General features: G+C 40.8%; 26 protein-coding genes and 1 pseudogene. 17 read left to right on the top strand and 10 right to left on the bottom strand.

Features of this window, described 5'->3' with window-relative positions:
- Positions 1-42 precede the first annotated feature (42 nt).
- Positions 43-1132: pseudogene (locus QE404_RS17135) on the top strand (acyltransferase family protein).
- Here the strand turns inward: QE404_RS17135 and QE404_RS17130 are convergent.
- Complete coding sequence (locus QE404_RS17130) at positions 1133-1384, bottom strand: hypothetical protein (protein ID WP_307452542.1); 252 nt, start codon at positions 1382-1384, stop codon at positions 1133-1135. It lies immediately after the preceding pseudogene.
- Positions 1385-1542: 158 nt separating this feature from the next.
- Between QE404_RS17130 and QE404_RS17125 the strand changes: the two genes are divergently transcribed.
- From QE404_RS17125 to QE404_RS17115, 3 genes are all read left to right on the top strand, one after another.
- On the top strand, positions 1543-2121 hold the full coding sequence (locus tag QE404_RS17125; protein ID WP_307452541.1) for a tRNA-(ms[2]io[6]A)-hydroxylase: 579 nt from the start codon (positions 1543-1545) through the stop codon (positions 2119-2121).
- A 9-nt stretch (positions 2122-2130) separates the two neighbouring features.
- Positions 2131-2748 carry a DUF502 domain-containing protein gene (locus QE404_RS17120; protein ID WP_100076256.1) on the top strand — a complete coding sequence of 206 codons (618 nt, stop codon included), beginning with the start codon at positions 2131-2133 and terminating at the stop codon, positions 2746-2748.
- 76 nt (positions 2749-2824) lie between these two features.
- Positions 2825-4201 carry a tryptophanase gene (locus tag QE404_RS17115; protein ID WP_307452539.1) on the top strand — a complete coding sequence of 459 codons (1377 nt, stop codon included), beginning with the start codon at positions 2825-2827 and terminating at the stop codon, positions 4199-4201.
- A gap of 68 nt (positions 4202-4269) precedes the next feature.
- Here the strand turns inward: QE404_RS17115 and QE404_RS17110 are convergent, their stop codons facing one another.
- On the bottom strand, positions 4270-5490 hold the full coding sequence (locus QE404_RS17110) for a PQQ-dependent sugar dehydrogenase (RefSeq protein WP_307454028.1): 1221 nt from the start codon (positions 5488-5490) through the stop codon (positions 4270-4272).
- Between the two features lie 110 nt (positions 5491-5600).
- Between QE404_RS17110 and QE404_RS17105 the strand changes: the two genes are divergently transcribed.
- The 4 genes from QE404_RS17105 to QE404_RS17090 all read left to right on the top strand — a co-directional run bounded on the left by QE404_RS17105 (position 5601) and on the right by QE404_RS17090 (position 10275).
- Positions 5601-5975 (top strand): BlaI/MecI/CopY family transcriptional regulator, encoded by a 375-nt coding sequence (locus QE404_RS17105; protein ID WP_307452534.1) that lies wholly within the window; start codon positions 5601-5603, stop codon positions 5973-5975.
- Positions 5972-7354 carry a M56 family metallopeptidase gene (locus QE404_RS17100; protein ID WP_307452533.1) on the top strand — a complete coding sequence of 461 codons (1383 nt, stop codon included), beginning with the start codon at positions 5972-5974 and terminating at the stop codon, positions 7352-7354. Before QE404_RS17105 ends, QE404_RS17100 begins: the two co-directional genes overlap by 4 nt.
- Positions 7355-7506: 152 nt before the next feature.
- Complete coding sequence (uvrB, locus tag QE404_RS17095) at positions 7507-9498, top strand: excinuclease ABC subunit UvrB (protein WP_307452531.1); 1992 nt, start codon at positions 7507-7509, stop codon at positions 9496-9498.
- Between the two features lie 414 nt (positions 9499-9912).
- Positions 9913-10275, top strand: a complete 363-nt coding sequence (locus QE404_RS17090; protein ID WP_307452527.1) for a VOC family protein — start codon at positions 9913-9915, stop codon at positions 10273-10275.
- An 86-nt stretch (positions 10276-10361) separates the two neighbouring features.
- Here the strand turns inward: QE404_RS17090 and QE404_RS17085 are convergent, their stop codons facing one another.
- The 3 genes from QE404_RS17085 to QE404_RS17075 form a co-directional block, all read right to left on the bottom strand.
- Complete coding sequence (locus QE404_RS17085; protein WP_307452526.1) at positions 10362-10595, bottom strand: DUF3820 family protein; 234 nt, start codon at positions 10593-10595, stop codon at positions 10362-10364.
- 3 nt (positions 10596-10598) lie between these two features.
- On the bottom strand, positions 10599-11687 hold the full coding sequence (locus QE404_RS17080) for an AI-2E family transporter (protein WP_307452524.1): 1089 nt from the start codon (positions 11685-11687) through the stop codon (positions 10599-10601).
- A gap of 207 nt (positions 11688-11894) precedes the next feature.
- Entirely contained in the window at positions 11895-12656 is a 762-nt protein-coding gene (locus QE404_RS17075) for a hypothetical protein (protein WP_307452522.1), read from the bottom strand.
- 46 nt (positions 12657-12702) lie between these two features.
- Here QE404_RS17075 and QE404_RS17070 point away from each other — a divergent pair, with 46 nt between their 5' ends.
- Positions 12703-13686 (top strand): aminodeoxychorismate synthase component I, encoded by a 984-nt coding sequence (locus QE404_RS17070; protein ID WP_307452521.1) that lies wholly within the window; start codon positions 12703-12705, stop codon positions 13684-13686.
- Positions 13670-14308 (top strand): aminotransferase class IV, encoded by a 639-nt coding sequence (locus tag QE404_RS17065; RefSeq protein ID WP_307452519.1) that lies wholly within the window; start codon positions 13670-13672, stop codon positions 14306-14308. The genes QE404_RS17070 and QE404_RS17065 overlap by 17 nt, the downstream gene beginning before the upstream one ends.
- Here the strand turns inward: QE404_RS17065 and menD are convergent.
- Positions 14295-15971 carry a 2-succinyl-5-enolpyruvyl-6-hydroxy-3-cyclohexene-1-carboxylic-acid synthase gene (menD, locus tag QE404_RS17060; protein WP_307452517.1) on the bottom strand — a complete coding sequence of 559 codons (1677 nt, stop codon included), beginning with the start codon at positions 15969-15971 and terminating at the stop codon, positions 14295-14297. The two genes, QE404_RS17065 and menD, sit on opposite strands and share 14 nt — an antisense overlap.
- A gap of 85 nt (positions 15972-16056) precedes the next feature.
- On the opposite strand from menD, the gene QE404_RS17055 reads away from it, so the two are divergent.
- From QE404_RS17055 to QE404_RS17040, 4 genes are all read left to right on the top strand, one after another.
- Complete coding sequence (locus QE404_RS17055) at positions 16057-17007, top strand: isopenicillin N synthase family dioxygenase (RefSeq protein WP_307452516.1); 951 nt, start codon at positions 16057-16059, stop codon at positions 17005-17007.
- A gap of 110 nt (positions 17008-17117) precedes the next feature.
- The gene (locus QE404_RS17050) at positions 17118-17279 is read left to right on the top strand and encodes a bacteriocin-like protein (protein ID WP_307452514.1); all 162 of its coding nucleotides are present in this window, start codon (positions 17118-17120) and stop codon (positions 17277-17279) included.
- 498 nt (positions 17280-17777) lie between these two features.
- Entirely contained in the window at positions 17778-18839 is a 1062-nt protein-coding gene (locus tag QE404_RS17045; RefSeq protein WP_307452512.1) for a T9SS type A sorting domain-containing protein, read from the top strand.
- A gap of 53 nt (positions 18840-18892) precedes the next feature.
- The gene (locus QE404_RS17040) at positions 18893-19630 is read left to right on the top strand and encodes a hypothetical protein (RefSeq protein WP_307452510.1); all 738 of its coding nucleotides are present in this window, start codon (positions 18893-18895) and stop codon (positions 19628-19630) included.
- Positions 19631-19635: 5 nt separating this feature from the next.
- Here the strand turns inward: QE404_RS17040 and QE404_RS17035 are convergent, their stop codons facing one another.
- Positions 19636-20688 (bottom strand): PA0069 family radical SAM protein, encoded by a 1053-nt coding sequence (locus tag QE404_RS17035; RefSeq protein ID WP_307454026.1) that lies wholly within the window; start codon positions 20686-20688, stop codon positions 19636-19638.
- A 127-nt stretch (positions 20689-20815) separates the two neighbouring features.
- Positions 20816-21010 (bottom strand): hypothetical protein, encoded by a 195-nt coding sequence (locus QE404_RS17030; RefSeq protein ID WP_307452506.1) that lies wholly within the window; start codon positions 21008-21010, stop codon positions 20816-20818.
- Positions 21011-21217: 207 nt separating this feature from the next.
- On the opposite strand from QE404_RS17030, the gene QE404_RS17025 reads away from it, so the two are divergent.
- On the top strand, positions 21218-21520 hold the full coding sequence (locus QE404_RS17025) for a hypothetical protein (RefSeq protein ID WP_307452504.1): 303 nt from the start codon (positions 21218-21220) through the stop codon (positions 21518-21520).
- Between the two features lie 32 nt (positions 21521-21552).
- Here the strand turns inward: QE404_RS17025 and QE404_RS17020 are convergent, their stop codons facing one another.
- Complete coding sequence (locus QE404_RS17020; protein WP_307454024.1) at positions 21553-24141, bottom strand: hypothetical protein; 2589 nt, start codon at positions 24139-24141, stop codon at positions 21553-21555.
- Positions 24142-24163: 22 nt separating this feature from the next.
- A complete protein-coding gene (locus QE404_RS17015) occupies positions 24164-24961 on the bottom strand; it encodes a DUF2797 domain-containing protein (protein ID WP_307453424.1) in 798 nt (265 codons plus the stop codon).
- Positions 24962-25047: 86 nt separating this feature from the next.
- On the opposite strand from QE404_RS17015, the gene QE404_RS17010 reads away from it, so the two are divergent.
- Together QE404_RS17010 and QE404_RS17005 are read left to right on the top strand one after the other, a co-directional pair.
- A complete protein-coding gene (locus QE404_RS17010) occupies positions 25048-26070 on the top strand; it encodes a GDP-mannose 4,6-dehydratase (protein WP_307452498.1) in 1023 nt (340 codons plus the stop codon).
- Between the two features lie 139 nt (positions 26071-26209).
- On the top strand, positions 26210-26431 hold the full coding sequence (locus QE404_RS17005; RefSeq protein WP_002662059.1) for a DUF2795 domain-containing protein: 222 nt from the start codon (positions 26210-26212) through the stop codon (positions 26429-26431).
- Positions 26432-26472: the final 41 nt, after the last annotated feature.

The following is a 26472-nucleotide window of genomic DNA, read 5'->3' as shown; positions in this document are numbered from 1 at the left end:
TTATCTAATTTTGGCTTTGCCAATTATATCCATATACACTGCATGAAAAGAGATCTCTACATTGATTTTGCCAAAGGGCTCGCTACCCTGTCCATTATCTTCATCCACACTGCTTTCTGGTCCGGACAGTTTTATATTCCGGCAGAAGTGAGGGTCTTCTCCCTGGTGTTTGATGTAGCGCTGTTTTATGCCCTGAGCGGAATAACTTCAGGCAACAATATTGAAAAAACATTTTACAGGCTGCTGAAACTTCAGATTACCTACATGATCTTTGTTACCCTGCTGTTTGTTCGCGGATTATTTTTTCAAGGTATTCGGTCTCAGCTTCTTTTCAGCGGAATGGCTCCAGCATTTTTATTCCACTTTCGGATCCAAATATGCAGCGACGGCAATATCTACAGAACCGCAATGGCAGAATCTCGGAAACTGGTATCTGCACCAATATACCAATGCTGATACATTTCCGGTAGTTATGGGAAGTTTCTGGTACCTGAAAGTCTATTTTATCCTGACTGTATTCGGGGTTCTGATCTTAAGGTTTTTCCCGAAGCATATCAACTGGTTTATTGCAATCTGTGTTATCCTGACCTTACTGTTTAATTTTTTCCCATTTTACTATCCGTCAGGCCAGGTAGGATATGTCAGCTTCTATCTGGCAGTTTTCCTGATCGGCAACAGGATGAAAGGCAAAAAAATAAGCCCGGGCATGATCCCGCTTCTTTACTTGGCAGTAGGGGTGCTCCTGATGGTGATGTTCTGGTTTTACGGAAATGATATCTTTTATAAGATCAACAGAAATAAGTTTCCTCCAAAGATACCCTATATAATCTGGACATTATTTTCACTGGTTACTTTATTTACCCTTTACAACAGGCTTAAAATAACCAAGGAAAATTTCATTACATATATAGGTAAAAATGCCATATTCTTTTACTTTGCCCAAGGGATCAGCTCATCACTGGTATACTGCATTGTCGTATCTATCAACGGAAAAATGCCGTGGTGGATCATGATGGTGATCATTTACGGCATTAATATCATTTTAGCATCACTTATTGCACCTTTGCTTAAAAAAGCGGATGCGGAAGGATGGAAAATACTGGAATTTTTAAGAAAGAAAACAGCAGCCTGATTAGCCCCTGTCTCTTCTTCCGTTCCGGGTAAGGAGTACAACGATAAGGATGAGTACCACCACACCTATAATGATGTATTTAGGATCGGTGTACCATTCTGTTGTTGTGGTTGTTGTGGTAGAATTTACAGTAACATCAGTCCCTGTACTTCCTGTGTTCCCCTGTGCAAAAGTAAATCCTGACATCAAAGTGAACAAAATAAGGGCAAATACCTGATTAATTTTGCTTTTAAGCATTGAAATTGTTTTCATTGTTTTATTTTTTTAATGTTATAGACATAATATCAAAATAAATACCATTATTTTAAAATGTTTTAACGAAAATAAAGACATCCATTCTAAAAATATTAAAATTCAATAAAAGTTCTGACATATCGCAATTTATTTTAATTTTACAGAAAATTTGAAACATGTTTAAGCTGAAACTCCCTACCGACCCAAGGTGGGCCAATATTGCAGAGGGGAACATCGGAGAAATTTTAACGGATCATGCCTGGTGTGAGCAGAAAGCGGCAACCAATGCCATCGGACTTATTACCATGCTTCCGGAACACCCGGAAATTGTCACGGAACTCCTTGCCATAGCACAGGAAGAACTGGACCACTTCAATCAGGTGCATGAGATCATCAAAAAGAGAGGGTATACATTCGGAAGGGCCAGGAAAGACGATTATGTTAATGAACTCATGAAGTTCATCGTCCAGGGAAGCCGGGAAGACCTGATTGTTGATAAAATGCTTTTCGCAGCCATGATAGAAGCCCGGAGCTGTGAAAGGTTCAAGGTGCTTACCGAAAATATACGGGACGAGGAGCTGAAAACATTTTACCGTGAACTGATGATTTCGGAAGCCAACCATTATACCACTTTTATCGGATTTGCAAGGCAGCTTGGGGACCCGGAAAAGGTTAATGCACGGTGGGAAGAATGGCTGGACTATGAGGCCAGGATCATCCAGTCGTACGGAAAGGGTGAAACCATACACGGATAATAACAGACATTGAAAAAATTTACGTTTGAAAATATAGCCAATTTTTTCCTGAAGAATTTCTTCCAGGGATTAGTCATTATCGGGCCAATCGGCCTGACGATCTTTGTTATATGGTATGTAGTTACGTCTATTGATAACATCATCCCGTCTGTGGCAAAAGAAATCCCGGGACTGGTTTTTATTTCAACGATCCTGTTTACGGCCGCATTAGGTTTCCTGGGAAATAAATTCGTGGTCGGCAAATTCTTTTTCGATTCCATGGACCGCCTGCTGGAAAAAACGCCCGGTGTAAAACATATCTATACCCCAACGAAAGACGTCATGTCCTCCTTCGTCGGAGATAAAAAAAAATTCAACGATCCGGTCTGGGTAAAGACCAATGAAAACCCAGAGATCTGGAGGATCGGCTTTCTTACACAAAAAGAAATGGCCGATGTGGAAAAGCACAATTATGTGGCCGTTTACCTCCCGCATTCCTACGCCATTTCAGGCTGGGTAATTGTTACAGAAGAAAAAAATATCAAGCCTGTCGTGGGCATGACCGCAGCTTCAGCCATGAAATTTGCCGTTAGCGGCGGAGTTGCAGGATTTCATTCAGATGACAATATATTCAAGGCACCGGAATAGCCGTTCCTGTGCAGACATATCTGATGAATGGAATTTTTAAATTTTTTCTATAACAATTCTTAAACATACTTAATCCATGAATTTACCATACGCGGAACCTTTCCGCATTAAAATGGTGGAAGAAATCCGCCAGTCTACCAGAGAAGAAAGAGAACAGTGGCTGAAAGAAGCCCGTTATAATTTATTCAACCTTAAATCTTCACAGGTGTTTATTGACCTATTGACAGATTCCGGAACAGGCGCCATGTCTGACAGGCAATGGGGAGCCCTGATGACAGGTGATGAAAGTTATGCCGGATCCAGGTCATTTGAGCAGCTGCATGCTACCGTTCAGAAGATCACCGGGTTCAAGTACCTGCTGCCGACCCACCAGGGAAGGGCCGCAGAAAACGTACTGTTTTCCGTATTGGTGAAAGACGGTGACGTGATTCCCGGAAACTCGCACTTTGATACCACAAAAGGGCATATCGAGTTCAGGAAAGCTCATGCCATCGACTGTACCATAGATGAAGCCTTTGATATCAATGACCTTCATCCGTTTAAGGGCAATATCAACCTTGAAAAACTGGAAGAAGTCTATAAAAGCCATCCGAAAGAAAAAATCCCTTTCTGCCTGATCACCATTACCTGTAACTCTTCCGGAGGTCAGCCTGTATCTCTCGAAAACATGAAAGCGGTAAAAGCATTATCCGACCAGTACGGAATCCCTGTATTTTTTGATTCAGCTAGATTTGCTGAAAATGCTTATTTCATCAAGAAAAGAGAAGCGGGACAGGAACACAGAAGCATCAAGGATATCTGCAAAGAAATTTTCTCTTACGGGGAAGGGATGACCATGAGTTCCAAGAAAGACGGATTGGTAAATATCGGCGGATTCATTGCCCTGAATAACGAAGAGGTATTCAGGAAGGCTTCCAATTTCACCATTATTTATGAAGGTTTTATCACCTATGGCGGAATGGCCGGCAGAGATATGGCCGCATTGGCAGTAGGACTGGATGAAGCGACAGAATTTGCTTACCTGGAAAGCAGGATTTCACAGGTTGAATACCTTGGCCATAAACTGATTGAATACGGAATCCCGGTACAAAAACCGATCGGAGGACATGCCGTATTCATTGATTCTCTTAACTTCCTGCCTGAAGTATCCCGCGAAGAATACCCGGCACAGACTCTTGGGCTGGAAATTTATAAAGAAGCCGGTATCAGAACCGTGGAAATCGGTACATTGCTGGCGGACAGGGATCCGGAGACCAGGGAAAACCGTTATCCTAAGCTGGAACTGGTACGCCTCGCCATTCCAAGGAGAACCTATACGAATAATCATATGGATTATATTGCTGCCGCAATTAAAAATGTATATGAAAGACGGGATGAAATTACCAAAGGGTACAGAATTACCTGGGAGCCTGAGCTCCTGAGGCATTTCACGGTACATCTGGAAGAAGCTTAGTAGCTATACCATAAACGGGTTCAGAATATTTTTCTGAACCCGTTCTTTATAATGTTTATTTGAAGAGTTTACTTTTTTGAAATCCTGTACAGCTTTCCGCTATCGGTTACGGCATACAGGCTGCCGTCACTACCGTTCAATACATCCCTGAACCTTTCTTTCTGATCTGCAAGCAGGCGTTCCTCGCCCACTACTTTATTGTCTTTCATAACGATCCTGTTGATATGTTCGCCGCTCAGGCAACCGATAAACAGGTTTCCTTTCCATTCCTCCATGTTTCCAGTATAGAAAGTAACACCACTTGGGGAAATGACCGGATCCCAGTAATACACCGGCTGTTCCGTCCCGGCCTTTTGCGTAGTTCCGTTATTGATTTTCTCTCCGGAATACTCGATTCCGTAAGTAACATCGCCCCAGCCATAGTTTTTACCGGGCCTGATCAGGTTGATTTCGTCACCACCTTTCGGTCCCATTTCAACATCCCAGAGCGTTCCGTTAGGATCGATGGCCAACCCCTGAGGATTCCTGATTCCATAAGCATAAATTTCCGGTTTAAAGCCAGCTTTTCCAATAAAAGGATTTCCGGGCGCCGGTTTTCCGTCTTTTGTTATTTTTAAAATTTTCCCTAAATAATTGTCCGTTCTCTGGGCATAAACCCTGGTCTGTTTATCCGATCTCTCGCCTGTACTTACGAAGAGGTTTCCATCTTTATCAAAAGCCAGCCGGCTGCCGTAATGTTTGTCGCCATCGTAGGTCGGGGTTGCCCGGAAAATAACCTGTACTCCTGAAACATTCTTCAGATCGGCAGAAAGCATTCCTTTCCCTACTGCGGTATGATTTCCTTTCTCGTAAGGCTCTGAAAAACTGAAATAGATCATGCGGTTGTTGCTGAAGTCCGGATCCAGGGCAACGTCAAGCATTCCTCCCTGGCCTTTGGAGTCCACTTTCGGGAATCCTTCAATTTTGGAGATCTGTTTTCCGTCGGTCGAAACAACATTAATATATCCTCTTTTATCCGTAATTAAAAACCATCCGTCCGGCAGGTTGATGATTCCCCAGGGTTTCCCAAGGTCTTTACTCAGAACCTCCACATTATAGGGCGTTGAGGTCTTTACAGCTTTTATCCTGGTCTGTCCTGCAAAGGCGGGCTTGTATTCCGGAGAATTTGGTGCTTTGGTTTCCACACTCCCGTCTTTACCCAGACTCTGGGCATTCACAGTATTGTCTTTGCAAGAAGATAAAATCAGGAATAAGCTGAGAGCAGAAATGTAAAATTTATTGAATTTCATATGATTAGATTTGATGGTTCCTGAAATGGATGGAAAAATAATGCCATAAAAATTTGGCAGTTCATGTTTTTTATTCTACATTTGTAGAATAAATTAACAATCCGTAGAATATGAAAGAAATAAAACTTACCGATTCTGAAAAAGGCCTTATGGATATTCTTTGGGAAAAAGAAAAAGCATTCATGAAGGATATCCTGGAGTCTTATCCGGAGCCGAAACCGGCAACGACCACAATTGCCACCCTGCTGAAAAGAATGCAGAACAAAGATTTTGTCGGCTACACATTGTATGGAAATTCCCGCGAATACTTTCCAAAAATCGAGAAAGGGGAATATTTCAAAGAAGAAATGTCTTCCATGATTGACCGTTTTTTCAACAGTTCCGTAACACAGTTTGCTTCGTTTTTTACCTCGAACGCAAAACTGTCCCAGAAACAGCTGAAAGAACTCCGTGAAATTATCGACAGGCAAATTGATGAAAAATGATAATCCTTTTTAAAATTATATTGTGCTCTGGCCTGCTGATTGCCTTGTACTATGGATTTTTGCAGAAGGAAAAGATGTACCGATTCAATAGGATCTATCTGCTATTTTCATTGTTATTTTCTTATACGGTTCCTTTTATCTCTATCAGTACGGAAGCTCCGAAACCTGTTAACCATTTACAGACTACCCTTGAAACTACACAGCAGATTCTGGATCTTACACCTAAGCAGAACGATTTCGACCTCATTAACTTGATCTGGATACTCTATGGAATCATCACTATTATATTCCTATGCAGACTCATTATTTCATTTATGAAAATCAAAAATTTAAAGGGAGAGAAGATCATCTATCAAAATCTCAAAGTTTCAGTAACAGAAGATGAAATTCAGCCTTTCAGTTTTTGGAATACGATCTACTTAGGAAAAAGATATTTCATCAATAATCAAATAGATGATAGAATTTTTCTGCATGAAAAAAGCCACCTGGAACAGAAGCACAGCATTGATCTCATTATTATCGAAATCGTGAAAGCTTTCACCTGGTTCAATCCGGCTGTCTATTTTTACAAAAATGCCATCCTAATGAATCATGAATTCCTGGCGGATGACTCGGTTTTGGAAAATAATTTTAACGTCAAAGACTATCAGAATTTAGTATTAGATGAAATCATCTCAAGTCAAAATTATACCCTCACCAATACATTCAATTTTAAAAATATCAAAAAACGTTTTATTATGATGAACACCAAGAAGTCCATATGGACCCAAGTAAAAAAAGCCATCAGTATTCCTGCTCTGGTTATTTCTTTCGGATTATTTGTAGAAAAAACCTATGCCCATCCGATTGAAAAAATGATTGAAAAGACGCAAAAGAAAATGTCAGAACCAGATTACGATCCGGCAGACCAAACTAAACAAAATGAAGGTACGGAATCCGTAAAATATGATTTGTCTGAAGCATCTGAAATTCCCGAGCAGCTGATCGAAAATAAAAAGATCCAGGATACCATCCGGCCGAAGGAAGGTAAAAGCACCAATCTGAATCAGGAAACGGTGTCCAATTCAACAAATGATCCGACACAGCTTCCGCAATTTCCCGGCGGACCGATTGAACTGAGAAACAAAGTTGCAAAATTGTTAGACCCCTCCAAACTAGAAGCTGAAAAAGGCTTATCAAGAGCCGATATTATGTTTACCGTAACCGACGCCGGAAATGTAGTGAATGTAAAAGTCGCAGGAAATAATGAGTCTTTTAATAATGAAGCATTAATCTCATTTAAAAAAGCCAATGAAAATGTCACTTGGAAGCCTGCGGAAAAAGATGGAAGACCGGTGAATTATGCCATGCGAATGCCATTAACCATGTCATTTGAATAAACAGACGAGCATCCCAAACCGGGATGCTTTTTTATTTAACAATTCATAAATGATAAATAAAATGAATCACCAAGATACAGATTAAGATCCATCGTATGGTTGAATACCAAATAATTCTTTCGTATTTTTGTTAGGATAACATCACGAATTTTATGAATTTTAAACTTCAATCAGAATATAAACCTACCGGGGACCAGCCATTAGCGATCCAGAAACTTACCGAAGGCATTGAGATCGGTGAGAAATACCAGACTTTGCTGGGGGTGACGGGTTCCGGTAAAACCTTTACGGTAGCCAATGTGGTTCAGAATGTGCAGAAACCAACCCTGGTGCTGGCCCATAACAAGACTCTTGCTGCTCAGCTTTTCATGGAATTTAAAGAGTTTTTTCCGGAAAATGCCGTTGAATATTTTGTAAGTTACTATGATTACTATCAGCCGGAAGCTTATATTGCTTCTTCAGGAACCTATATAGAAAAAGACCTCAGCATCAATGAAGAAGTAGAAAAACTAAGGTTATCTGCTACGGCAAGCCTCCTGTCCGGAAGGCGGGATGTGCTCATTGTAGCTTCCGTATCCTGTATTTATGGTATCGGGAACCCGTCTGAGTTTCATAAATCGCTCATTTCCATTGGGATTGGAGAGAAGGTAACCCGTACAGCGCTGCTGCACGCATTGGTCAACGCTCTATATTCCAGAACATTAAATGAATTCCAACGCGGAACATTCCGTGTGAAGGGCGATGTGATTGACGTATTCCCGGCTTATGCGGATAACGCGATCAGAATCCAGTTTTTCGGAGACGAGATTGAAAAGATCCAGAGTTTCGATCCCGTAACAGGGAACGTCACAGCGGCATTTGATCAGATCCAGATTTATCCGGCCAACCTTTTTGTTACTTCTAAAGAAACCTTAAACGGAGCGATCAGGAATATTCAGGATGACCTGGTGAAACAGGTGGATTTCTTTAATGAAATCGAAAAACCCCTGGAGGCAAAAAGGCTTCAGGAAAGAACGGAACTGGATCTTGAAATGATCAAGGAACTGGGATACTGCTCAGGTATTGAGAATTACTCCCGTTACCTGGACGGACGTGTACCCGGCTCGCGCCCGTTCTGCCTGATTGATTATTTCCCGAAAGACTTCCTGATGGTGATTGACGAGAGCCACGTTACGGTACCTCAGGTTCATGCCATGTACGGAGGCGACCGCAGCCGTAAGGAATCCCTTGTGGAATACGGATTCAGGCTTCCCGCAGCTATGGATAACAGGCCATTGAAGTTTGAGGAGTTTGAAAGCATGCAGAACCAGGTGATCTATGTTTCCGCTACTCCGGCAGATTATGAACTTGAAAAAACAGGCGGTACCTATGTGGAACAGATCATCCGTCCTACCGGATTGTTAGACCCCATCATAGAAATACGGCCAACAGCCAACCAGATCGATGACCTGATGGAAGAAATCCGGAAAAGAGCTGAGGTAGACGAAAGGGTTCTCGTAACGACCCTGACCAAGAAAATGGCTGAAGAGCTGACCAAATACTTTACTAAATTCGGGATCAGGACCCGGTATATCCACTCCGATGTGGAAACGCTGGAAAGAATACAGATCATGCAGGATCTGCGGGTAGGACTCTTCGATGTGCTTATTGGGGTAAACCTTCTCAGAGAAGGTCTTGACCTTCCGGAAGTTTCACTGGTAGCCATCCTGGATGCCGATAAAGAAGGAATGCTGAGAAGCAGGAGATCCATGATCCAGACAGTAGGTCGGGCAGCCAGAAATATCAACGGCCGCGCCATCATGTATGCGGATAAGATCACCAAATCCATGCAGACCACATTGGATGAAACAGAATACCGCCGTGCCAAGCAGATGAAATACAACGAAGAACACGGCATTGTTCCGAAAGCACTGAACAAAAAGATTTCTGAAAGCCTGGTAGGCAGGAGCAAGGATTTCCCGGATGAAAAATATACCCAGAAAGAAATCCTTCAGAAAGTTGCGGATGCCAAGGCAAGTTATACCTCCGGGGACATGGATAAAGTCATCAGCCAAAAACAGAAAGAGATGGAAGCTGCTGCCAAGAATCTTGATTTTATCAAAGCTGCTAAACTAAGAGATGAAATTGCTGCCCTGAAGAGTTAAGTGTCCATGGAAAAAGTCATTGTTATTTGTGGAATTTATTCTTTCCTTTTTGGAATATTTCACTTGTTCTTCTGGCGTTTTTTTAAATGGAAAAAAGAGTTGGCAAAACTCTCCTTGGTAAACAAAGGAGTTGTACAAATCCTGAATATTCAATTGATTTTTTTCTTTTTCTCTATGGCATTTATCTGTTTCTTTTTCACGAAAGAACTTGTAGAAACCAGCTTGGGTAAAACTTTCTTAGTGGTAAATTCGGGGTTTTGGGCAATAAGGATAATCAACCAGTTTATTTTCTTAAAAATTAATGATTACAGAGTACATCTCCTGACATTCATTTTTTTTATTGGTTTTATTCTCTTCTTAATTCCGGTGGTTTATTAATCATTCTAACCCTAGTTAAATTACTAATTATAAGTCATGAAAAAAGTAACAGGAATCGGAGGGATCTTTTTTAAATGCAAAGACCCACAAGCCATTAAAGAATGGTACAAAACCCACTTAGGATTAAACATTAACGACTATGGAGCTACTTTTGAGCCTGAAGAGGGTTCAAAAGGCAGCTCCCTTAGCTGGAGCCCGTTTCCGGAGTCTACTACTTACTTCCAGCCATCGGAACATCCATTTATGATCAACTACATCGTTGATGACCTGGAAAAGCTGGTAGAGGAACTGAAACAGGCTGATGTAAAAATTCTTGATGAAATCTCATCTTACGAATATGGAAAATTTATCCATATCCTGGACCCCGAGGGCCGTAAGATAGAATTGTGGGAACCTTAAAAATAATGAAAGAAAAAATCGGTTTATTAATAAAAGATACTATTCCAGGTTATGATCAATAAAGGCATACTGATCATTGACCTGGATTATCTGTTTTTAAGGGACATCCTGATAGGAATCAGCAGCTCCGTAAGCCCGTTGATCTTGATTTCATACACGGTAGCCAGCTGCATACCCAGTTTTCCCTTAGGCATTCCCTGACGCTGGAACCATTCGAGGTAACTGACGGGCAGATCTGCCAGTACTGTGCCTTCATATTTGCCGAATGGCATTTTCACTATACATATATCACGCAGGATTTCCGGATTTACACCTTCCACAGTTTATAATATTATTTCAATTTTATTTTCAAGTTCCTTATCCTTGTCGGGAAGTTTGAGTTCCGGGGTATCATTATCCGAAAACTCATCCTTGTACACCTGGATCAGAAGAAGCGTGAAAGATACTAAAATCGGCCCGAAAATCAGTCCCATAAAACCAAATAAATTCATTCCCATGATAATCCCGAAAACCGTATTCAGAGGATGGATATCCTCCAGCTTTTTAAGCAGTGTAAAACGGAGCAGGTTATCTGTTAAACCTACCACAATAAGACAATATGCAGCAAGGCCTAATCCATGGCCCGTATCGCCCTCAGCAATCATATAGATGCATACAGGTCCATAAACGATAGCTGCACCTACAACCGGGATCATGGAAGCGGCTGCCGTTAAAGCAAAAAGAAGGATAGGACTCGGTGCTCCGAAAATAAAATAGCCAACCAAAGCCACAATACCCTGTCCCAGGGCTACCACCGGAATCCCGATTGCATTGGCTATGATCAGTTTTCTCATCTTTTCTCCTATCAGAGATACGTTGGCTCTTTTCAGAGGTGCGGAAGACGCAAGGATCCGTTCAAAAAATCTTGGTTTTTCCAGCATGAAATACAGGATAAAATACATGGAGGCAATTACCGTAAGCGTATTTACCGTGCTACTGAGCGCTGTGGTGGAGAATTTCCCCACAAAGGTTTTCAGCCGGTCCATATTCTCTTTGCTCAGGATGTCAAATCCTACTTTGGAATAAATGTAAGAATGTATTTTTTCCAGGAAAACATTGAATTTGGTCATATAAGCCTGGGCATTACCAAGCTTTTCAATCAGAAGATCCCCGATAAAGTAGATCGGCAGAATAATAATGATGAGACTGCCCAGCATTAAGATTGTGGCAGCCAGCCATGGTTTCATCTTGCGCTCTTCCTGAAGGTAAAAATTATATTTCCTGCATACCACATAGATGGTAATGGCTCCCAGCACAGAGGGAATGAAAAGTGACAGGTTAAAGCAGATTAATCCTGCAAGTATGATAATAATGGATAATAAAAATACCTGCTTGATTTTTATGTTGCTGATTTGCTGGTCTTTATTCATCATATGTATCGTATTTTGGTTTGGTTTTAATGAAAACGTTTATACCCATTGTATTGCCGTTAAATGCGGAATCATCAGACCATCGGTCATGCAAAGCCAAGAATGAAACACTAAAAAACGTGCCACAATGATGCCTGTAAAAATTGCAGACGGGCTTAAACACACAGACCAATATGTTTTCCTAAAAAATTGTAAGACAGGAACAATGGATTAATAATCTGAGCCAACCTGGTCTTTTTCCGGCCTCTTCTTCTCTGAAAAAACAGTCTGGTACAGAGAATAGATCATGGCATTCCAGAAAGGGAACGTAAATAAGGCTCCGAAAAAGAACAACAACAAACCTGCATATTTAAAAATCACGGCTACTATGATGCATACGGTGATCTCCAGAAAGTACATCCTCAAGGCTTTTACATTCAGAGAGATAGCTTCAAAAATCCGCTTGTCCATAAAAAACATCAGGGGAGCAACCAGCAGAGTAAGATATACCCATACAACAGCAAGGATAATGGTCTGCGCTGTATACGCATAAATAAAAAACCAGAAAATATAATAGGAAACATATCTGAAAAAGTTGATTCCCTGATATCCGGCAAGCAAATCCCCGATTTCCAGTTTTTCACCAAGGTCAATTTTCCTGAAAATTTGATAAAAGCCCAGGTTAAGCGGATATAAGAAAACCAGTGTCCCGATGAGAGACCAGGAAAACACCTGAAACCCTTGGTCAGAAACCATTTTGGCCATCTGTGCACTGTACTGTTCTATACCGCCTCCTTTCGTGTACACGGCTGCGGCATCCATATACTGCTGAATGATTCCGTAACGGGCGTCAAAATAAAATATAACGGTAAAAAGAATTCCGAAGTAGATGACGGAGAACATCAGCTGATACATAAGTGTTCTGCTCCAATAGAAAAATGCCTGCTTCAGTATAAAATCAATTCCCGGTTTCTGAGGATATTTGTTCTGCATCAAAAATTTTTATACAAAAGTAAACATCAATAAGTATTTTTGCCGAATGTTTTCAGTAAATCATCAAAAATTTATGGAGATGGATGATCTTTCCCTCCGGAAGGTTCCTTATTTCTTCATGATCGATTTTCTCGCGTCACAGGTTGAGGTCTTTCAGGAAAATGAGCTGGAAGCTGCCGGCGTGCTTGTTGATTTCGGGAATTCTTTCTCTAATACCGGAAAGGAAATCCCTTCCCTGGACAAAGAGCTGGGATGGAAAATCTATCCTGAAACACTGGAAAGTTTCAAGACCGGCTTCGATGAAGTACAGAGGAATCTCAGGCTCGGCAACTCATACCTCATCAATTACACCAGAAAGACCCCTATTGAGACCGGACTTTCATTAAAAGAAATTTTTTATCACTCCCATGCGAAGTACAAGGTATTTTATAAAGATTTTTTCGTATTTTTTTCTCCTGAAACTTTTGTAAAGATTATTAACGGTAAGATTTTTACCTATCCTATGAAAGGCACCATAGATGCTTCTCTGGATCATGCGGCAGAAATCCTTAAGAATGACAAAAAGGAGAAAGCAGAGCATTACACAGTGGTGGATCTTTTGAGGAATGACCTGAGCCGGGTTGCAGATCATGTAAAAGTAGACCGGTTCCAGCATATTGACTTCATCAAAACAAGGCAAAAGGACCTGCTGGCGATGAGTTCGGAAATCTCAGGAAACGTAAAACCGGAATTTAGGGGAAAAATAGGAAGCATGATGCAGCAGCTGCTCCCCGCTGGATCTATTTTGGGGGCACCGAAAGCAAAGACGCTGGAAGTCATCCTGAACGCTGAAGGATATGACCGCGGATTTTATACCGGGGTCTGCGGCTGGTTTGACGGACAGAACCTCGACAGCTGTGTGATGATCCGATTCATTGAACGTGAAGGCAATCAGCTGTATTTTAAAAGCGGTGGCGGAATCACCCACATGAGCCGGCTGGAAGACGAGTATGAGGAAATGAAAAATAAAATTTATGTACCAATTCATTGAAAGTATTAAAGTAGAGGACCAGGAAGTTTTTCTTCTCGCCCTTCATCAGAAACGTGTTAATGATACCTTTTCCCATTTCGGGAAGGATGGGGATTCTATCAACCTGGAAAAAATCTATGACCATCTCAACCATGAGGAAGACGGGCTTTTCAAGCTAAGGATTACTTATGACCTGGACAAAAAGGTCAGGACGCAGATGATCCCATATGCCATTCCGGAGATTGAAGATTTTCAGCTCGTAGACAACAACAGCTATGATTATTCCTTTAAATTCGAAAACAGGAAAGAACTTGACATGATGAAAATGAAAGCCAAGGCAGAGGAAATCATCATTGTCAAAAACAACCATATTACGGATACCTCTTACTCTAACCTCCTGTTCCTGAAGGGAAAAGAATGGTTTACCCCATCTACCTATCTGCTGAACGGGGTACAGAGACAGCATCTCCTCAAAACGAAAAAAATAAAGGAGCGGGAAATCACCATCCAGAACATCAAGGAATTTTCTCATTTCCAGCTGATCAATGCCCTGAATGATTTTGACGAAAATTTCATCTATCCCATCCATAAGATCATTAACCTGCCCGGAAATGAAGAATATTCGGACCTTAATTATCTTTGATAAAGCTGAAATATGATTTCAAGACAGAAGCATTGCTTTTGCCCGCTGTATTCACTTCCAGTATTTTGGGCTGTACATCTGCTTTAAAGAAATTCTCCAGAACCCTGTCGAGCGTAGCCTCCTCATCCACTTTGCTGTAGGAGAACCCGAAATGTTTAGCCATAAGCTCAGCATTTTTGTGATGCTTTGTCGCAATGAATTCATCCAGCGTATTAGGGTTGGCATTGCCCGGTCCCGGGATGATCTTAAAGATATTCCCCTCACCGTTGTTGAAGATAATTATCCTTACAAATGGCGGGATGTACTGATTCCACAGCCCATTGATATCATAGAAAAAACTCAGGTCTCCAGTAATCAGAACTGTCGGGTTCGGATTCTTAATGGCAAATCCCATTGCTGTGGAAGTAGAGCCGTCGATTCCACTGGTACCCCTGTTGCAGTAAATCCTTCGTTTTCCGTAGTCAAACAGCTGCGCATAACGTATAGCCGAACTGTTGCTGAAATGAACGTTGTAATTCTCCGGTATGGTCTGGGAAGTCTTATTGAAAAAATAAAAATCTGAAAATTCTGCCAGGTTAAGGAACTGCTCGTGCCTCGCATCTTTTTTATCCCTTAAAACATCCCAGAGGTTGAAGTAAGGTCTGGGTTCAAGATTGATCATCTTAAGAAGCTTTGAAAAAAACACCTCCGGTTTCACCTCTATCTTTTCTGTTAGGGCAAGATAGGTATCTGGCTGCCAAACTTCATCCAGATGCCAGTGCTGCTTTGGGTGCGCACTTCTCAGGAACTGTTTTACTTTTTTGGAAACGACGTTCTGCCCTACCGTGATCAGCAGGTCCGGAGCATAGGTTTTATAATCTTCTTCCGTAAAGTTATAGATGTAACGGTCGATATGCCTGAAAAACTTCTCATGATACAGGTTCGAGTTCACTTCACTCAGCACTACTGCAGAATGGTTCTTCACGAGTTGTGAAAGCTGGTTTTCCAGTTCCGCACTATAATCCCTGGTTCCTACAAGGATCATGATCCTCTTGGAAGTATTCCAGTCTGCTACCAGATTGGAAGGGATCTCATATTCTTTGGTCCTGATTGTTTTTTCAACGGTGGGAAAAGTAGGGATTTCCGAAACCAGATTATACAGAGGTTCCTCCAGGGGAATATTGATATGAACGGGACCCTGCTTTTCAAAGCAAAGCTCGATGGCTTTTTTAATGATGTCGAAATTAAGTTCTTCCGCGTTCTCTTTACTATCTTCCACCATCTGAAAGTCTCCGTAAGAATGCTGTTGGAAAAGATGGTTCTGGCGGATCGTCTGCCCGTCAAAGATATCTACATAATCCGTCGGCCGGTCAGCTGTTAAGATCAGCATCGGTATATTATGGTAAAAAGCTTCGGTAATGGCAGGATAATAATTAGCCGCTGCAGAACCGCTGGTGCAGGTAATGGCAACCGGCTTCTTCTCGCTCATGGCCATACCCATCCCGACAAACGCAGCACTTCTTTCATCTACAATGCTATAACAGTTGAACCCGTCTACTTCAGAAAAATGAATGGCAAGAGGAGCATTCCTGGACCCCGGGGAAATCACAACATCTGAAATCCCGTACTGCCTGAGAAGATGTGCCAGTATCTGAATGCTTCTTTTGGAAGAATATTTTTTCATAAGGCAAATTTAGTTTATATATACTTATTTAAAAATCATTTAAGCCAAAAAAAATGTAATTTAGCCGCTCGTTAAATTTCTAAAAATGGACAAAATACCTAGTGTAGACCTGCGTGATTTCCTTTCGGGTGACCCGGAACGCAAACAGAAATTTGTAAATGAAATCGGAAAAGCTTATGAAGAAATTGGTTTTGTTGCCTTAAAAGGCCATTTTCTTGATGATGAATTGGTGGATGAACTCTATGAAGAAGTGAAGAACTTTTTTGAACTCCCAGCGGAAACCAAACAGAAGTATGAAATTCCCGGGATCGGAGGACAGAGAGGATATGTAGGATTCGGTAAAGAAACCGCAAAAGGCTTTAAAAAAGGAGATCTTAAAGAATTCTGGCATTTCGGCCAGTATGTGTCTGAAGACTCAAAATACAAAAACGAATATCCTGATAATGTAATGGTAGAAGAGCTTCCTAAATTCAATGAAGTTGGGAAAGAGGCCTATCAGATGCTCGAAAAAACGGGGCAGTATGTATTAAGGGCACTGGCCCTGCACCTGGGGCTGGATGAATTTTATTTTGATGATAAAATTGCGGAAGGAAATTCCATTTTAAGGCCTATCCATTACCCGCCAATTACGCAGGAGCCGGATGATGCAGTAAGGGCCGCAGCACACGGAGATATTAATCTTATCACCCTTTTAATGGGAGCCCAGGGCAAAGGCCTTCAGGTACAGAACCATAAAGGAGAATGGATTGACGCCATTGCAGAGCCTGATGAACTGATGATCAATGTTGGTGATATGCTTTCCAGGCATACCAACAACAAACTGAAATCTACGATTCACCGGGTGGTCAATCCGCCAAGAGAATTATGGGGAACCTCAAGATATTCCATTCCTTTCTTTATGCACCCCGTAAGTGCCATGTCACTGAATGCTCTCGATAACTGTGTAGATGAATTGCACCCTAAACTGTATGCAGATACTACTGCCGGAGAATTCCTACATGAAAGGCTGATTGAACTCGGGCTGATCAAGAAATAACGGAAAATGTTTACTGCTCAAAGAATTTTAAATAAAAGATACCACATCAGTTTTACAAATTATTTTTTTAGCTATATTTACATAACTATCAAATTTTTAATTAAAACAATATGAAAAATTTAAAAAAACTAAGCAAAAACCAATTAAAAGGAATTTCCGGAGGAGGCGTTAAGCCCCTTCCAGAATCAGAATTCTGTTTCTATGCATGCGGCAATACGGTAATCTGTACAGCATGCAGTGATGACTTCAAATGTCCGGATGATTCCATTTAAATTGAAATCCGAAAAAAATTCATATGAAACCGCTCCTTAGGAGCGGTTTTTTTATTATTCATAACCATATTATACTCTTATACCAACATGCTAAGGTGAACAAGTATAAATTAAGTCAAAATAGAGATCTGACTGACTAAAAACAACTAAAAAAAAGAATTAAAACAGCACAAAATCACATTAAGGAGACAAAATATAAAAATTAACTAAATGATTATCATAGTTTTAAAATTAAATTATCAATTTTTATTTTGAAAACTATTTTTGAAATAGATTATTAATTATATTTGGAAATGACAGAATTTTACGGATAGCCTTTAACTACCCATCTCTGATAAAAACTAAATGATCATGAAACTATGCAACAGAAGATTTATTGACAGGAAATATTGTTAAATGTCACTATTTTTTAGTGTATCCAATTTTCTTTCAAAAGTCGGACGTACCGAAACAGCGACTTAAAATAAACTGAAAGTAGGTTATCTTATAATAAAATTTATGAAAAAACTAATCTCCATTTTTTTTGTGCTTGTATTTTCAAGCAGTATTTACGCCGGCTGGAGCACTTCAGAAAGAAAAAACTGCAAATGGTGGAACAAAAAATACCATGCGACGGCAAGAGTTTTTACCGGACTGTTTGCATCCCAGACAACAGGCAACTGCGGATATGCGTATGCTGAAAAAATTAAAAATTGTGCCTGGCAAAAAGCTTCTCGTGGTGATAACGGAGTCTGGGCACAAGGCGGTGTCAACAAAAGGATCTGTTCCAGAGGTGAAGTAATTACCCTTTTAGATGAGTTTTTCCTGCCGCAAACAGATGAAACTGAAGAGATTATTGAAGAATCTGAAATCAAAGCTGCACCATCTATCTTTGATGAAGCTTCTCATTCCGTTATCATCCCAAATATTACCGGAAAAATAAGACTCAAGAAGGATAATGGTTTTTATTCTGATCTTCGTTTTTCCATCTGGAAACCTACTGACGACACAGTTAACTTTGTTGAAGATGAAACGATGGACGATTCTGAGATCCTGCATCAAATTACCGTAAAAGTTACTGATGAAGGCCTGATATTCAAAGGAGAATTGGTAACTGAGGATATTAAGTCCAAATTCAATGTCGTGAAGACGGGAGATGAAATCTATGTTGAAATAAGCGATCTTTCACTAAAATTCCCGATAGACGAAAATATTTCGTTAGATGACCTAGCTGTACAGATAGAAGGCGACGGCGCACCGGATACTAAGGCAAATGCTTCTAAAATGTCCCACAATACAGAGATGGCCATTGCAAACAATGAATATAAATTTAATGTTTACCCGAATCCTACTTCGGATTTCATTAATATAGAATTTTCAAATAATCTTTCAGAAGGGAATACAAATATCCAGATCTACAACTTCTCAGGAAAAAAAGTAAAGGATGTTTATAACGATCAGATTAACAGAGGAAATTTAAAATCGTTAAAGATCGATCTTTCTTCTCTTCCAAAAGGAGAGTATTTCATCCTGATAGACAGTAATGGTAAAAGGCTAAGCAAAAAAATAATCAAAGATTAAAATCAAATAAGACTTCCTGCACATCAAGCAGGAAGTCTTTACTTAGAAAGAATATGAAAGTACTTTTTAATACCCTGTTCTTATTTTTACTTCTATTTACAGGAAATTTTAATGCTCAATCCAGCTACTCATTAGGTTTGACCGTTGGTCCAGGAGTAAATATTTATAAGAATTCCCTGTCAACGGACAAAAATCACTTTAAACCTAATTCGCCATTTTCATTGTCTCTCGGAGCGAAGCTCGTTAAAAATCTGGACGAAGAAAACAAATTATTCGCAGATTTACTGTATACAAGAAAAAAGATAGAATACGAATACAATATTAATGAGCCGGAAATTCCATTTATAAACAAAGAAAAAGTCGGCCAGAAATATGATTGTATCTCATTATACGTAGGCTACCGAAGACTATTTCCTATGAATACAAGCTTAGTTTATATTGAAGCAAGCATTGGTGCTGATTATAATAATAATGTTATGAGCTATAATGAAGGAAACGGAGAGGCTCAGGAGGGCATCAGGGAAACAATCTACTTTGAGAATTTTTACAATACAAATCTTGGTGAAAAAAGCTATACCATTAGTACTAATATAGGATTCGGTTTGAATTTTGGAACGAGAAGTCAATATGATATAGGATTATCCCTAAATATTCCTATCCAAAAAATCCAGTCTCAAGAATCTCATTATCAATATACCTGGAATTACAGTAATAAAAATTATGTGCACCAGTTAAGTTATCTGGGCAATATTTATTATCCTAACTTAAGGCTCACTTATTATTTTTTCTAGAAGGCTTACCAATCAAATAACCGGAGCTGCTGATCCTTTGTACCGGTAAATCCCGCTGTGGATAATTTGGGAAATTCTTTGCCGTCAAAAAACTTCTTCCGGCCTATTTTGAATGTATTATGGATCATGTCTGCAATATTACCCTCTCCCTTTTGACGGTCGTCAAAATATTTTTTCTCTCCCAGTTTCCCTCCCCGCATGGAGCGGATCAGATTGAGAACCTTCTGAGCCCTGTCAGGAAAGGCAGATTCAATCCATTTGACAAATACCGGTTCTACTGAATCATTCAGCCGTACCAGGGTGTAGCCGAAATTCTGGGCACCTGCTTCGGAGATGGCTTTCAGAATACTTAGCGGCTCGTCACTGTTCAGTCCCGGAATGATTGGCGCTACCATGACATTCACTGGAATATTGTTTTCTGCCAGTACAGATATTGCTTTCAGTTTGTTGGCTGCGGAGCTTGTGCGGGGCTCCATCGTCCTGCGGAGTTCTTCATTGATCGTAGGAATACTTAAAGAGACCGAAACCAGGTTTTGCTCCGCCATCGGTCTAAGGAGATCAATATCCCTTAAGACAAGGGCATTTTTTGTAAGCACATGCACCGGATGCCGGTAATCCAGGCAAACCTGGAGAAGTTTTCTTGTAATTTCAAACTGCCGTTCCGCAGGCTGGTAACAGTCTGTATTCCCGGACATCAAAATGGGAGCGGCCTGATATCCTCTTTTTTTAAAGAACTTTTCAAGCAGTTCAGAAGCATTCTTCTTGACCATAACCTTCCTTTCAAAATCCACTCCAGCACTATACCCCCAATATTCATGGGTAGGCCTGGCAAAACAATAGGAACAGCCATGCTCGCAGCCCTGGTAAGGGTTCATTGAGTATTCCATTGGCAGGTCCTCACTTTTTACCTGATTGACAATGGTTTTCGGAAATACTTCAGTGAAAGAGGTCTTCATAACATCCAGGTCTTCATCCTCAGGATCAAAGGTATAGCGATCGAAACGATTGACTACGTTCCGCTGTGCTCCCTGCCCTTTAATGATATCCCTGTGCTCCATGATGTTGTAAAGTTAAAACGTATCGGGAAGACATATCGTATTTTTATCTTAAAGTTTTCCACAAAAAAACCGGAGCCTGAAAAGCACCGGTCTGTTCGTTTAACATACGATATATTAAATACTACTTCTATTTCAATGCGTAAAATTCAATGCCATGATCATCATCTTCAGACGGACCATTGCTAAAATGCCTGTGATAATCTGAATAATAATCACTGTACTTTTTATCTTTTTTATGTAGAATTTTTTTAATGCCTATGATACTTAATACGGCTAAAAGTCCAACTCCCCCTGCCAGTAATACGCCTACCTCTTTTTTCATATGAATCTGATTTTTGTAACGTATTACAAAAAGTATACCTATTGCAACCCGGAGAATTCTAAATTTTGTTAATATATCTTTAACAATACCATAATACAATTCCTCGAATCCTGTACTACCATGGCGCCAATGGTTCAATTATTGTAGTAACCATGAAAATTATTGATTATGCATAGTTCTGAAGAAATGACAACCTTAAGTCAGGTTATGACAAAGATATCCCAAAGAGGAATTAAGAGAGAGTTCAGGATGAATGAAGAGGGTGTTATGACCCTTGAAAACTCCGGAAGAAGCTACCAACCTACTGATTTATGCATCCTTAAAACCTATCGTTTTGAAGGAGACAGTAATCCTGACGATAACGTTGCCTTGTATGTTGTTAAGGATACCGAAGGAAATTTGGGAATGATCATTGATTCCTATGGAGCAGAAAGCAACTATCCCGGCGATGAGTTTGATAAATTCCTAAGGGAAATTCCGATCCAGGAAAATGAAGAATTCTCCCTTTAAAATATTGGACCCGGCACTTTAACAGTTCCGGGTTATTTTATGGATTTTTCCGAAGCATTTTTTGAACCCGGTGTTTTTCCGGTAGCCTGCTTTACTTTCTTATCTACATTCTTAACCGGTTGTGTTGTCATATTTACGGGCTCTTCCTTTCCGCCCGAAATTCCGATCAGAGTCTTCTTCAGGCCTTGTTCAATGCCTTTCCAGAAAAGGTTAAAGAAAGATTTTGTGGGGTCACGCTCCACATCTTCTATGGTTACATCCTGAGGAAGCCTTTCTGAATCCGACTTTACAAACAGATTTGCAATTGCCGTAAGCAGTCCTTTTTTCTGCCGGCTGTCTTTATTCAGGATCGTTACTTTAAGGTCCTTATGCTTAAGATTGAAGGCTCCGCCAAGCCCGGCAGGATTTCCTTTAAAGTTAAACAGCATTTCCTGAATCGTTCCGGTAGCCGTTACATGCAGGTAAGGTCTGATGAAAGGATTAATCCCGGCCGCAGGAAGATTAACAGTCTTCCCTGAGATGGCAAAATTATCTTTCTGATCTGCCACATCAAAATTCCAGCTTACCGACAAGGGTGCGAGGTTCATAAAAGAACAGGCGATCTTGATATCCACACGGGTAGGCTTTCCTTTCATTTTGGCAGAATTCAGGTTTTTGACATTCATATTAAAATTGCTGAAGGTCAGCTTTCCGGGTCCTTCGCTTTCAGGTGTATCTTCTTCGTAGACAAGCTTCGAATTTTTTAGATCGAGATTTTGTACATGCAGAGGAATTTTAATGGTCCTGAGCATCCTGGAATACAATGCTTTCTCCTTAGGATCATCCTTTGGGATCTTGCTCCTGAAAATATTTGCATCTGCTGAACTGAGGGTTACGGTGGAAGCATTGATAAATTTCTTTCCGGAAAAGAAATCCCAACTTCCCCCGGCGGTAATCTTCTGTACACTGATATCGTACAGGTCACTCTCCACCGGAATCATCCGGATAAACTGTGCTCTCGAAACCACCGGCTTCATGGCAAACTGATTGATGCTGATCTTATTCTGACTGAATTCAGACTGGCCGGCAGTCATGTAATAAAACCTGTTACGGTAAGAGAAAGTTCCGGCAGTGACCCGGTAATCTTTCATGCTTACGGCCATTCCGGAATTTTGGGATCCCCTGTCTAACTGAAGCCCGTTCACTGAAGCATTCAGGTTTTTTACCGCAAGAGGTTGATTGTTTTTATCATACGCAACGTCGGAATTTCTGATTGTGACTTTCCCCACAATGACCGGAAAATGGATTCCGCCGCTGCCGGGTTTTCTGACAACAGGATTATCCGTGCCTAATATGGTTCCTTTAGCCTGATCGACAAAGATTTCCTTTACATCCAGGTTCAGTTTCCGATCAACGAACCCCCATTTATTAAAGGCAAAAGCAATACGGTCTACCAGAAGGTTAGTCATCGTTTTATTGGGTAAAGAAGCAGGGCCAGCCACAGAAATTTTTCTCAGTTCGCCGCTGGTAGGGTTCAGGGCAAGGCTGCCTACTGTAAAATCCCGAGCCCCTGAATATGCTATACCTCTTCCTGAAACCGTGAAGTTTTTATATCCAACGGGTATAACCTCTTTCGTCGTTTCTTTGTCAAGCATCAATTGGCTGATATTGACGTTCAGCACATCGGCAGACACCAGCCTGCTACCGTCCGGTTTTGCAATCTTAATCTTGGCACTAACCAGTTTTACAGCTTTGAGACTGACCTCAAAACCAAAAGGTTTGTCTGACTTCCGCAGTTGGGCATCAGTAGTATACATGAGAAGATCCGGGCTGTGAAAAACAGCATTGGACAGCGATATTTTGTTTTTCCTGAGCAGTACATCCTTAAATTCCACTTTGGGAATGATGAACTGATAAAGTTTTGTCTGATGTGGATAAAATCTTTTTAACTGGGAAAGGTTCAGAAGCGGGACCAGCCTGAATCCTTCAAGAGTCATAAGCCCTTCAGCCGTCGTTATGGTATTTATTTTCAGAGCATATATATTATCCGGCCTGAAAAACAGGTTTCTGCCACGGATCCTGTATTGGTCAAATACAACAGGAAGTTGATTTTCCACAGACTTTTCGGTCATCTGAAGATTGTTGACGGATAAGTCCAGATCGCGTACAGCGAGATATTTCTGGCGGGTGTACTTAAAGATGGTGATATCTCCTTTATTAATCCTGATATTTTCAAAAACGACAGGATTCCTTTTTTTCCCGGTTTTCTGGCTGACAGGCTTGGCCAGGATCACATTCAGGTGCGGGCGGGCAAGCAGCAGGTCTGATGAACTGATCTGCTTATTAAAAACCGCATCATAGATGCCGAAACGACTGATCTTCAAGGTATCGATTGTCCCCTGAAGGCCTATGACATCGGTATTCAGGGGATTTTTATTATTGATGGAGATTCCTGTGGAGAATATGTTTCCGGTAAGCAGGTCTACATCCAGTTTCTTATAAGATACTTTGTAATCCGTGTTTTTCTTAATATAGCCCGGCAGGCTGTTTTTGAGCCAAATGTTCAGCCCGAAATTACCTAGAAGGATAATCAGAAACAGAATTCCTAAAACAATTAGCAGCTTTTTACCCCATTTCTTCATATCATTATCGGTATTAATAAAGTCAATCTTTGATCGTAAGCTCTACCCTGTAACCCTCGTGGCCTCTGATGTTGATGAAATCCCCGCCTTCAAAACCCAGATACTGGCCTTTGATCCCGGTAAGACGGCCTGTAAACTCCGGTTTTTTATCCAGGGTGAAAGATGTTACTTTTTCAGGTTTTTCAAAAGGATAATCAATCATCCATAAATCTTCCCCTTCGCTATAGAACTTCTGGAAGTCTTCCGGAAAATACTGCCTGATTTTCTGCTGGAAATCCGCCAGGTCCACTTCATCCTCAAAATCATCCTGGAGCATTTTCTTCCAGTTTGTCTTATCAGGCACATGCTGTTTTAAAGCGACTTCAATCATCCCGGCTTCATAACGGTTCTCAGTTCGCGCTATAGGAAGAGCAAATGTTGCGCCCTGATCGATCCAGCGCGTAGGAATTTGTGTATTCCTCGTTACCCCAACCTTCACTTCTCCTGTATATGCCAGATAAACGGTATGAGGCTGAAGCTGTATTTCCTTTTCAATTTCAAGGTCACGCTCGGCAATTCCCAGATGGGCTTTTGAAAGTTCGGGCCGGATGATGGTATCACTGGCATACGGACTTTCGAAAAAACAGTTCTTACAGAACCCCATCCTGTATATGGGCTTATCCTCGCCGCAATGGACACATTCATACCCTGTATGCTTTAGGGTGAGTTCTTTCCCGAACAACTCATTCATATGGATCAGATCCCCTGAAAGGTTAAGATAATATTGCACAGGCCTGTCATTATAGCTGGCCATCTTCAAAATTTGCCCCTGAAACTGCATCATATATATACTCCTTTTGGAAGTAAAAGTAATCATTTATATTTTCAAAACTAAATTTTATACTTTTGTGTTATAAAAAATCACGGATGGTTTATCTTGTTACCGGAGGAAGCGGGTTTATCGGGTCTCACTTGACAGAGCAGTTATTAAAAAACGGACATTCTGTCATTAATATTGACAGCTTCGATGATTTTTATGATTATAAAATTAAAATTAAAAATACGCTTGAATCGGTTGGACAATCTACCGATTTTGAATTTACCGGTAAAAACACGGATATCCTGAAGCTCGTTTCATCCACGGAATCAGACCGGTATATATTGTACCATCAGGATATCAGGGATAAATCCGGACTGGAAAATATCTTCAGCAGACACCCTATTGACATGGTCATCCATCTGGCCGCACTAGCCGGTGTACGCCCTTCCATTGAAAGGCCGCTGGAATATGAGGAAGTCAACATCCGCGGCACCATGAATCTCTGGGAACTGTGCAGGGAATTCGGCATCAAAAATTTCATCTGCGCCTCATCGTCAAGCGTTTACGGCAATAACGAAAAAATCCCCTTTGCCGAAACTGATCCTGTAGACCATCCGATTTCACCGTATGCTGCCACCAAAAAATGTGGGGAAGTACTGGGACATGTGTATCACCAGCTGTATGGCATCAATATGATCCAGCTTAGGTTTTTCACGGTCTACGGACCGCGCCAGAGGCCTGATTTGGCCATTCATAAGTTCACACGGCTGATTTCTGAAGGCATGGAAATTCCATTTTACGGTGACGGTACCACGGCCAGAGATTACACTTATATTGATGATATTATTGACGGAATCCTGAAGTCTGTCAGATACCTGGAAACCCACTCCGGGATATACGAGATCCTGAATCTGGGCGAAAGCCAGGTAATTACCCTATCTGAAATGCTCTCTGCCATTGAGGATACACTGGGAAAAAAGGCCCGGAAAAAAAGGCTGCCGATGCAGCCCGGAGATGTACAGAAAACCAATGCCGACATCAGCAAAGCAAAGGCTTTAATCGGCTACAAACCAGACACCGACTTCCAAAATGGCATAAAAAAATTTGTGGAATGGTTTTTGAGAAAATGACACCAAATGACCTGCAAATCATGCTTTAACATGATCTGCATTCAATAATAACAGAAATTAACAAAAAGAATTGAAAATCAGTTATAAAAAAGTTTATTATATAACCTATTTTTATACTTTTGCAAAAAATTAAAAGATTATGTACTGGACATTAGAATTAGCCTCCTATTTAAGTGACGCACCGTGGCCAATGACAAAAGCGGAGCTCATTGATTATGCAATCCGAACTGGTGCCCCTATGGAAGTGGTAGAGAATCTTCAGGCCATTGAAGATGAAGGAGAAATCTATGAGTCTATCGAAGAGGTTTGGAGCGATTATCCTACCGATGAGGACTTCCTTTGGAACGAAGACGAATATTAAGCATGAGACAGGCTTTAGGCACATTGCCTGGAGCTTTGCCA

Source organism: Chryseobacterium camelliae (assembly GCF_030818575.1).
Classification (GTDB): Bacteria; Bacteroidota; Bacteroidia; order Flavobacteriales; family Weeksellaceae; genus Chryseobacterium; species Chryseobacterium camelliae_A.
This window is presented reverse-complemented; position numbering and strand designations above follow the sequence as displayed.

Bases quoted from the DNA above. Each gene is read 5' to 3' on its own strand.
- QE404_RS17130 (WP_307452542.1), bottom strand. From the start codon at position 1,384: ATGAAAACAATTTCAATGCTTAAAAGCAAAATTAATCAGGTATTTGCC.
- QE404_RS17125 (WP_307452541.1), top strand. From the start codon at position 1,543: ATGTTTAAGCTGAAACTCCCTACCGACCCAAGGTGGGCCAATATTGCA.
- QE404_RS17115 (WP_307452539.1), top strand. From the start codon at position 2,825: ATGAATTTACCATACGCGGAACCTTTCCGCATTAAAATGGTGGAAGAA.
- QE404_RS17110 (WP_307454028.1), bottom strand. From the start codon at position 5,490: ATGAAATTCAATAAATTTTACATTTCTGCTCTCAGCTTATTCCTGATT.
- QE404_RS17105 (WP_307452534.1), top strand. From the start codon at position 5,601: ATGAAAGAAATAAAACTTACCGATTCTGAAAAAGGCCTTATGGATATT.
- QE404_RS17100 (WP_307452533.1), top strand. From the start codon at position 5,972: ATGATAATCCTTTTTAAAATTATATTGTGCTCTGGCCTGCTGATTGCC.
- uvrB (WP_307452531.1), top strand. From the start codon at position 7,507: ATGAATTTTAAACTTCAATCAGAATATAAACCTACCGGGGACCAGCCA.
- QE404_RS17090 (WP_307452527.1), top strand. From the start codon at position 9,913: ATGAAAAAAGTAACAGGAATCGGAGGGATCTTTTTTAAATGCAAAGAC.
- QE404_RS17080 (WP_307452524.1), bottom strand. From the start codon at position 11,687: ATGATGAATAAAGACCAGCAAATCAGCAACATAAAAATCAAGCAGGTA.
- QE404_RS17075 (WP_307452522.1), bottom strand. From the start codon at position 12,656: ATGCAGAACAAATATCCTCAGAAACCGGGAATTGATTTTATACTGAAG.
- QE404_RS17070 (WP_307452521.1), top strand. From the start codon at position 12,703: ATGTTTTCAGTAAATCATCAAAAATTTATGGAGATGGATGATCTTTCC.
- QE404_RS17065 (WP_307452519.1), top strand. From the start codon at position 13,670: ATGTACCAATTCATTGAAAGTATTAAAGTAGAGGACCAGGAAGTTTTT.
- menD (WP_307452517.1), bottom strand. From the start codon at position 15,971: ATGAAAAAATATTCTTCCAAAAGAAGCATTCAGATACTGGCACATCTT.
- QE404_RS17055 (WP_307452516.1), top strand. From the start codon at position 16,057: ATGGACAAAATACCTAGTGTAGACCTGCGTGATTTCCTTTCGGGTGAC.
- QE404_RS17050 (WP_307452514.1), top strand. From the start codon at position 17,118: ATGAAAAATTTAAAAAAACTAAGCAAAAACCAATTAAAAGGAATTTCC.
- QE404_RS17045 (WP_307452512.1), top strand. From the start codon at position 17,778: ATGAAAAAACTAATCTCCATTTTTTTTGTGCTTGTATTTTCAAGCAGT.
- QE404_RS17040 (WP_307452510.1), top strand. From the start codon at position 18,893: ATGAAAGTACTTTTTAATACCCTGTTCTTATTTTTACTTCTATTTACA.
- QE404_RS17035 (WP_307454026.1), bottom strand. From the start codon at position 20,688: ATGGAGCACAGGGATATCATTAAAGGGCAGGGAGCACAGCGGAACGTA.
- QE404_RS17030 (WP_307452506.1), bottom strand. From the start codon at position 21,010: ATGAAAAAAGAGGTAGGCGTATTACTGGCAGGGGGAGTTGGACTTTTA.
- QE404_RS17025 (WP_307452504.1), top strand. From the start codon at position 21,218: ATGACAAAGATATCCCAAAGAGGAATTAAGAGAGAGTTCAGGATGAAT.
- QE404_RS17020 (WP_307454024.1), bottom strand. From the start codon at position 24,141: ATGAAGAAATGGGGTAAAAAGCTGCTAATTGTTTTAGGAATTCTGTTT.
- QE404_RS17015 (WP_307453424.1), bottom strand. From the start codon at position 24,961: ATGCAGTTTCAGGGGCAAATTTTGAAGATGGCCAGCTATAATGACAGG.
- QE404_RS17010 (WP_307452498.1), top strand. From the start codon at position 25,048: ATGGTTTATCTTGTTACCGGAGGAAGCGGGTTTATCGGGTCTCACTTG.
- QE404_RS17005 (WP_002662059.1), top strand. From the start codon at position 26,210: ATGTACTGGACATTAGAATTAGCCTCCTATTTAAGTGACGCACCGTGG.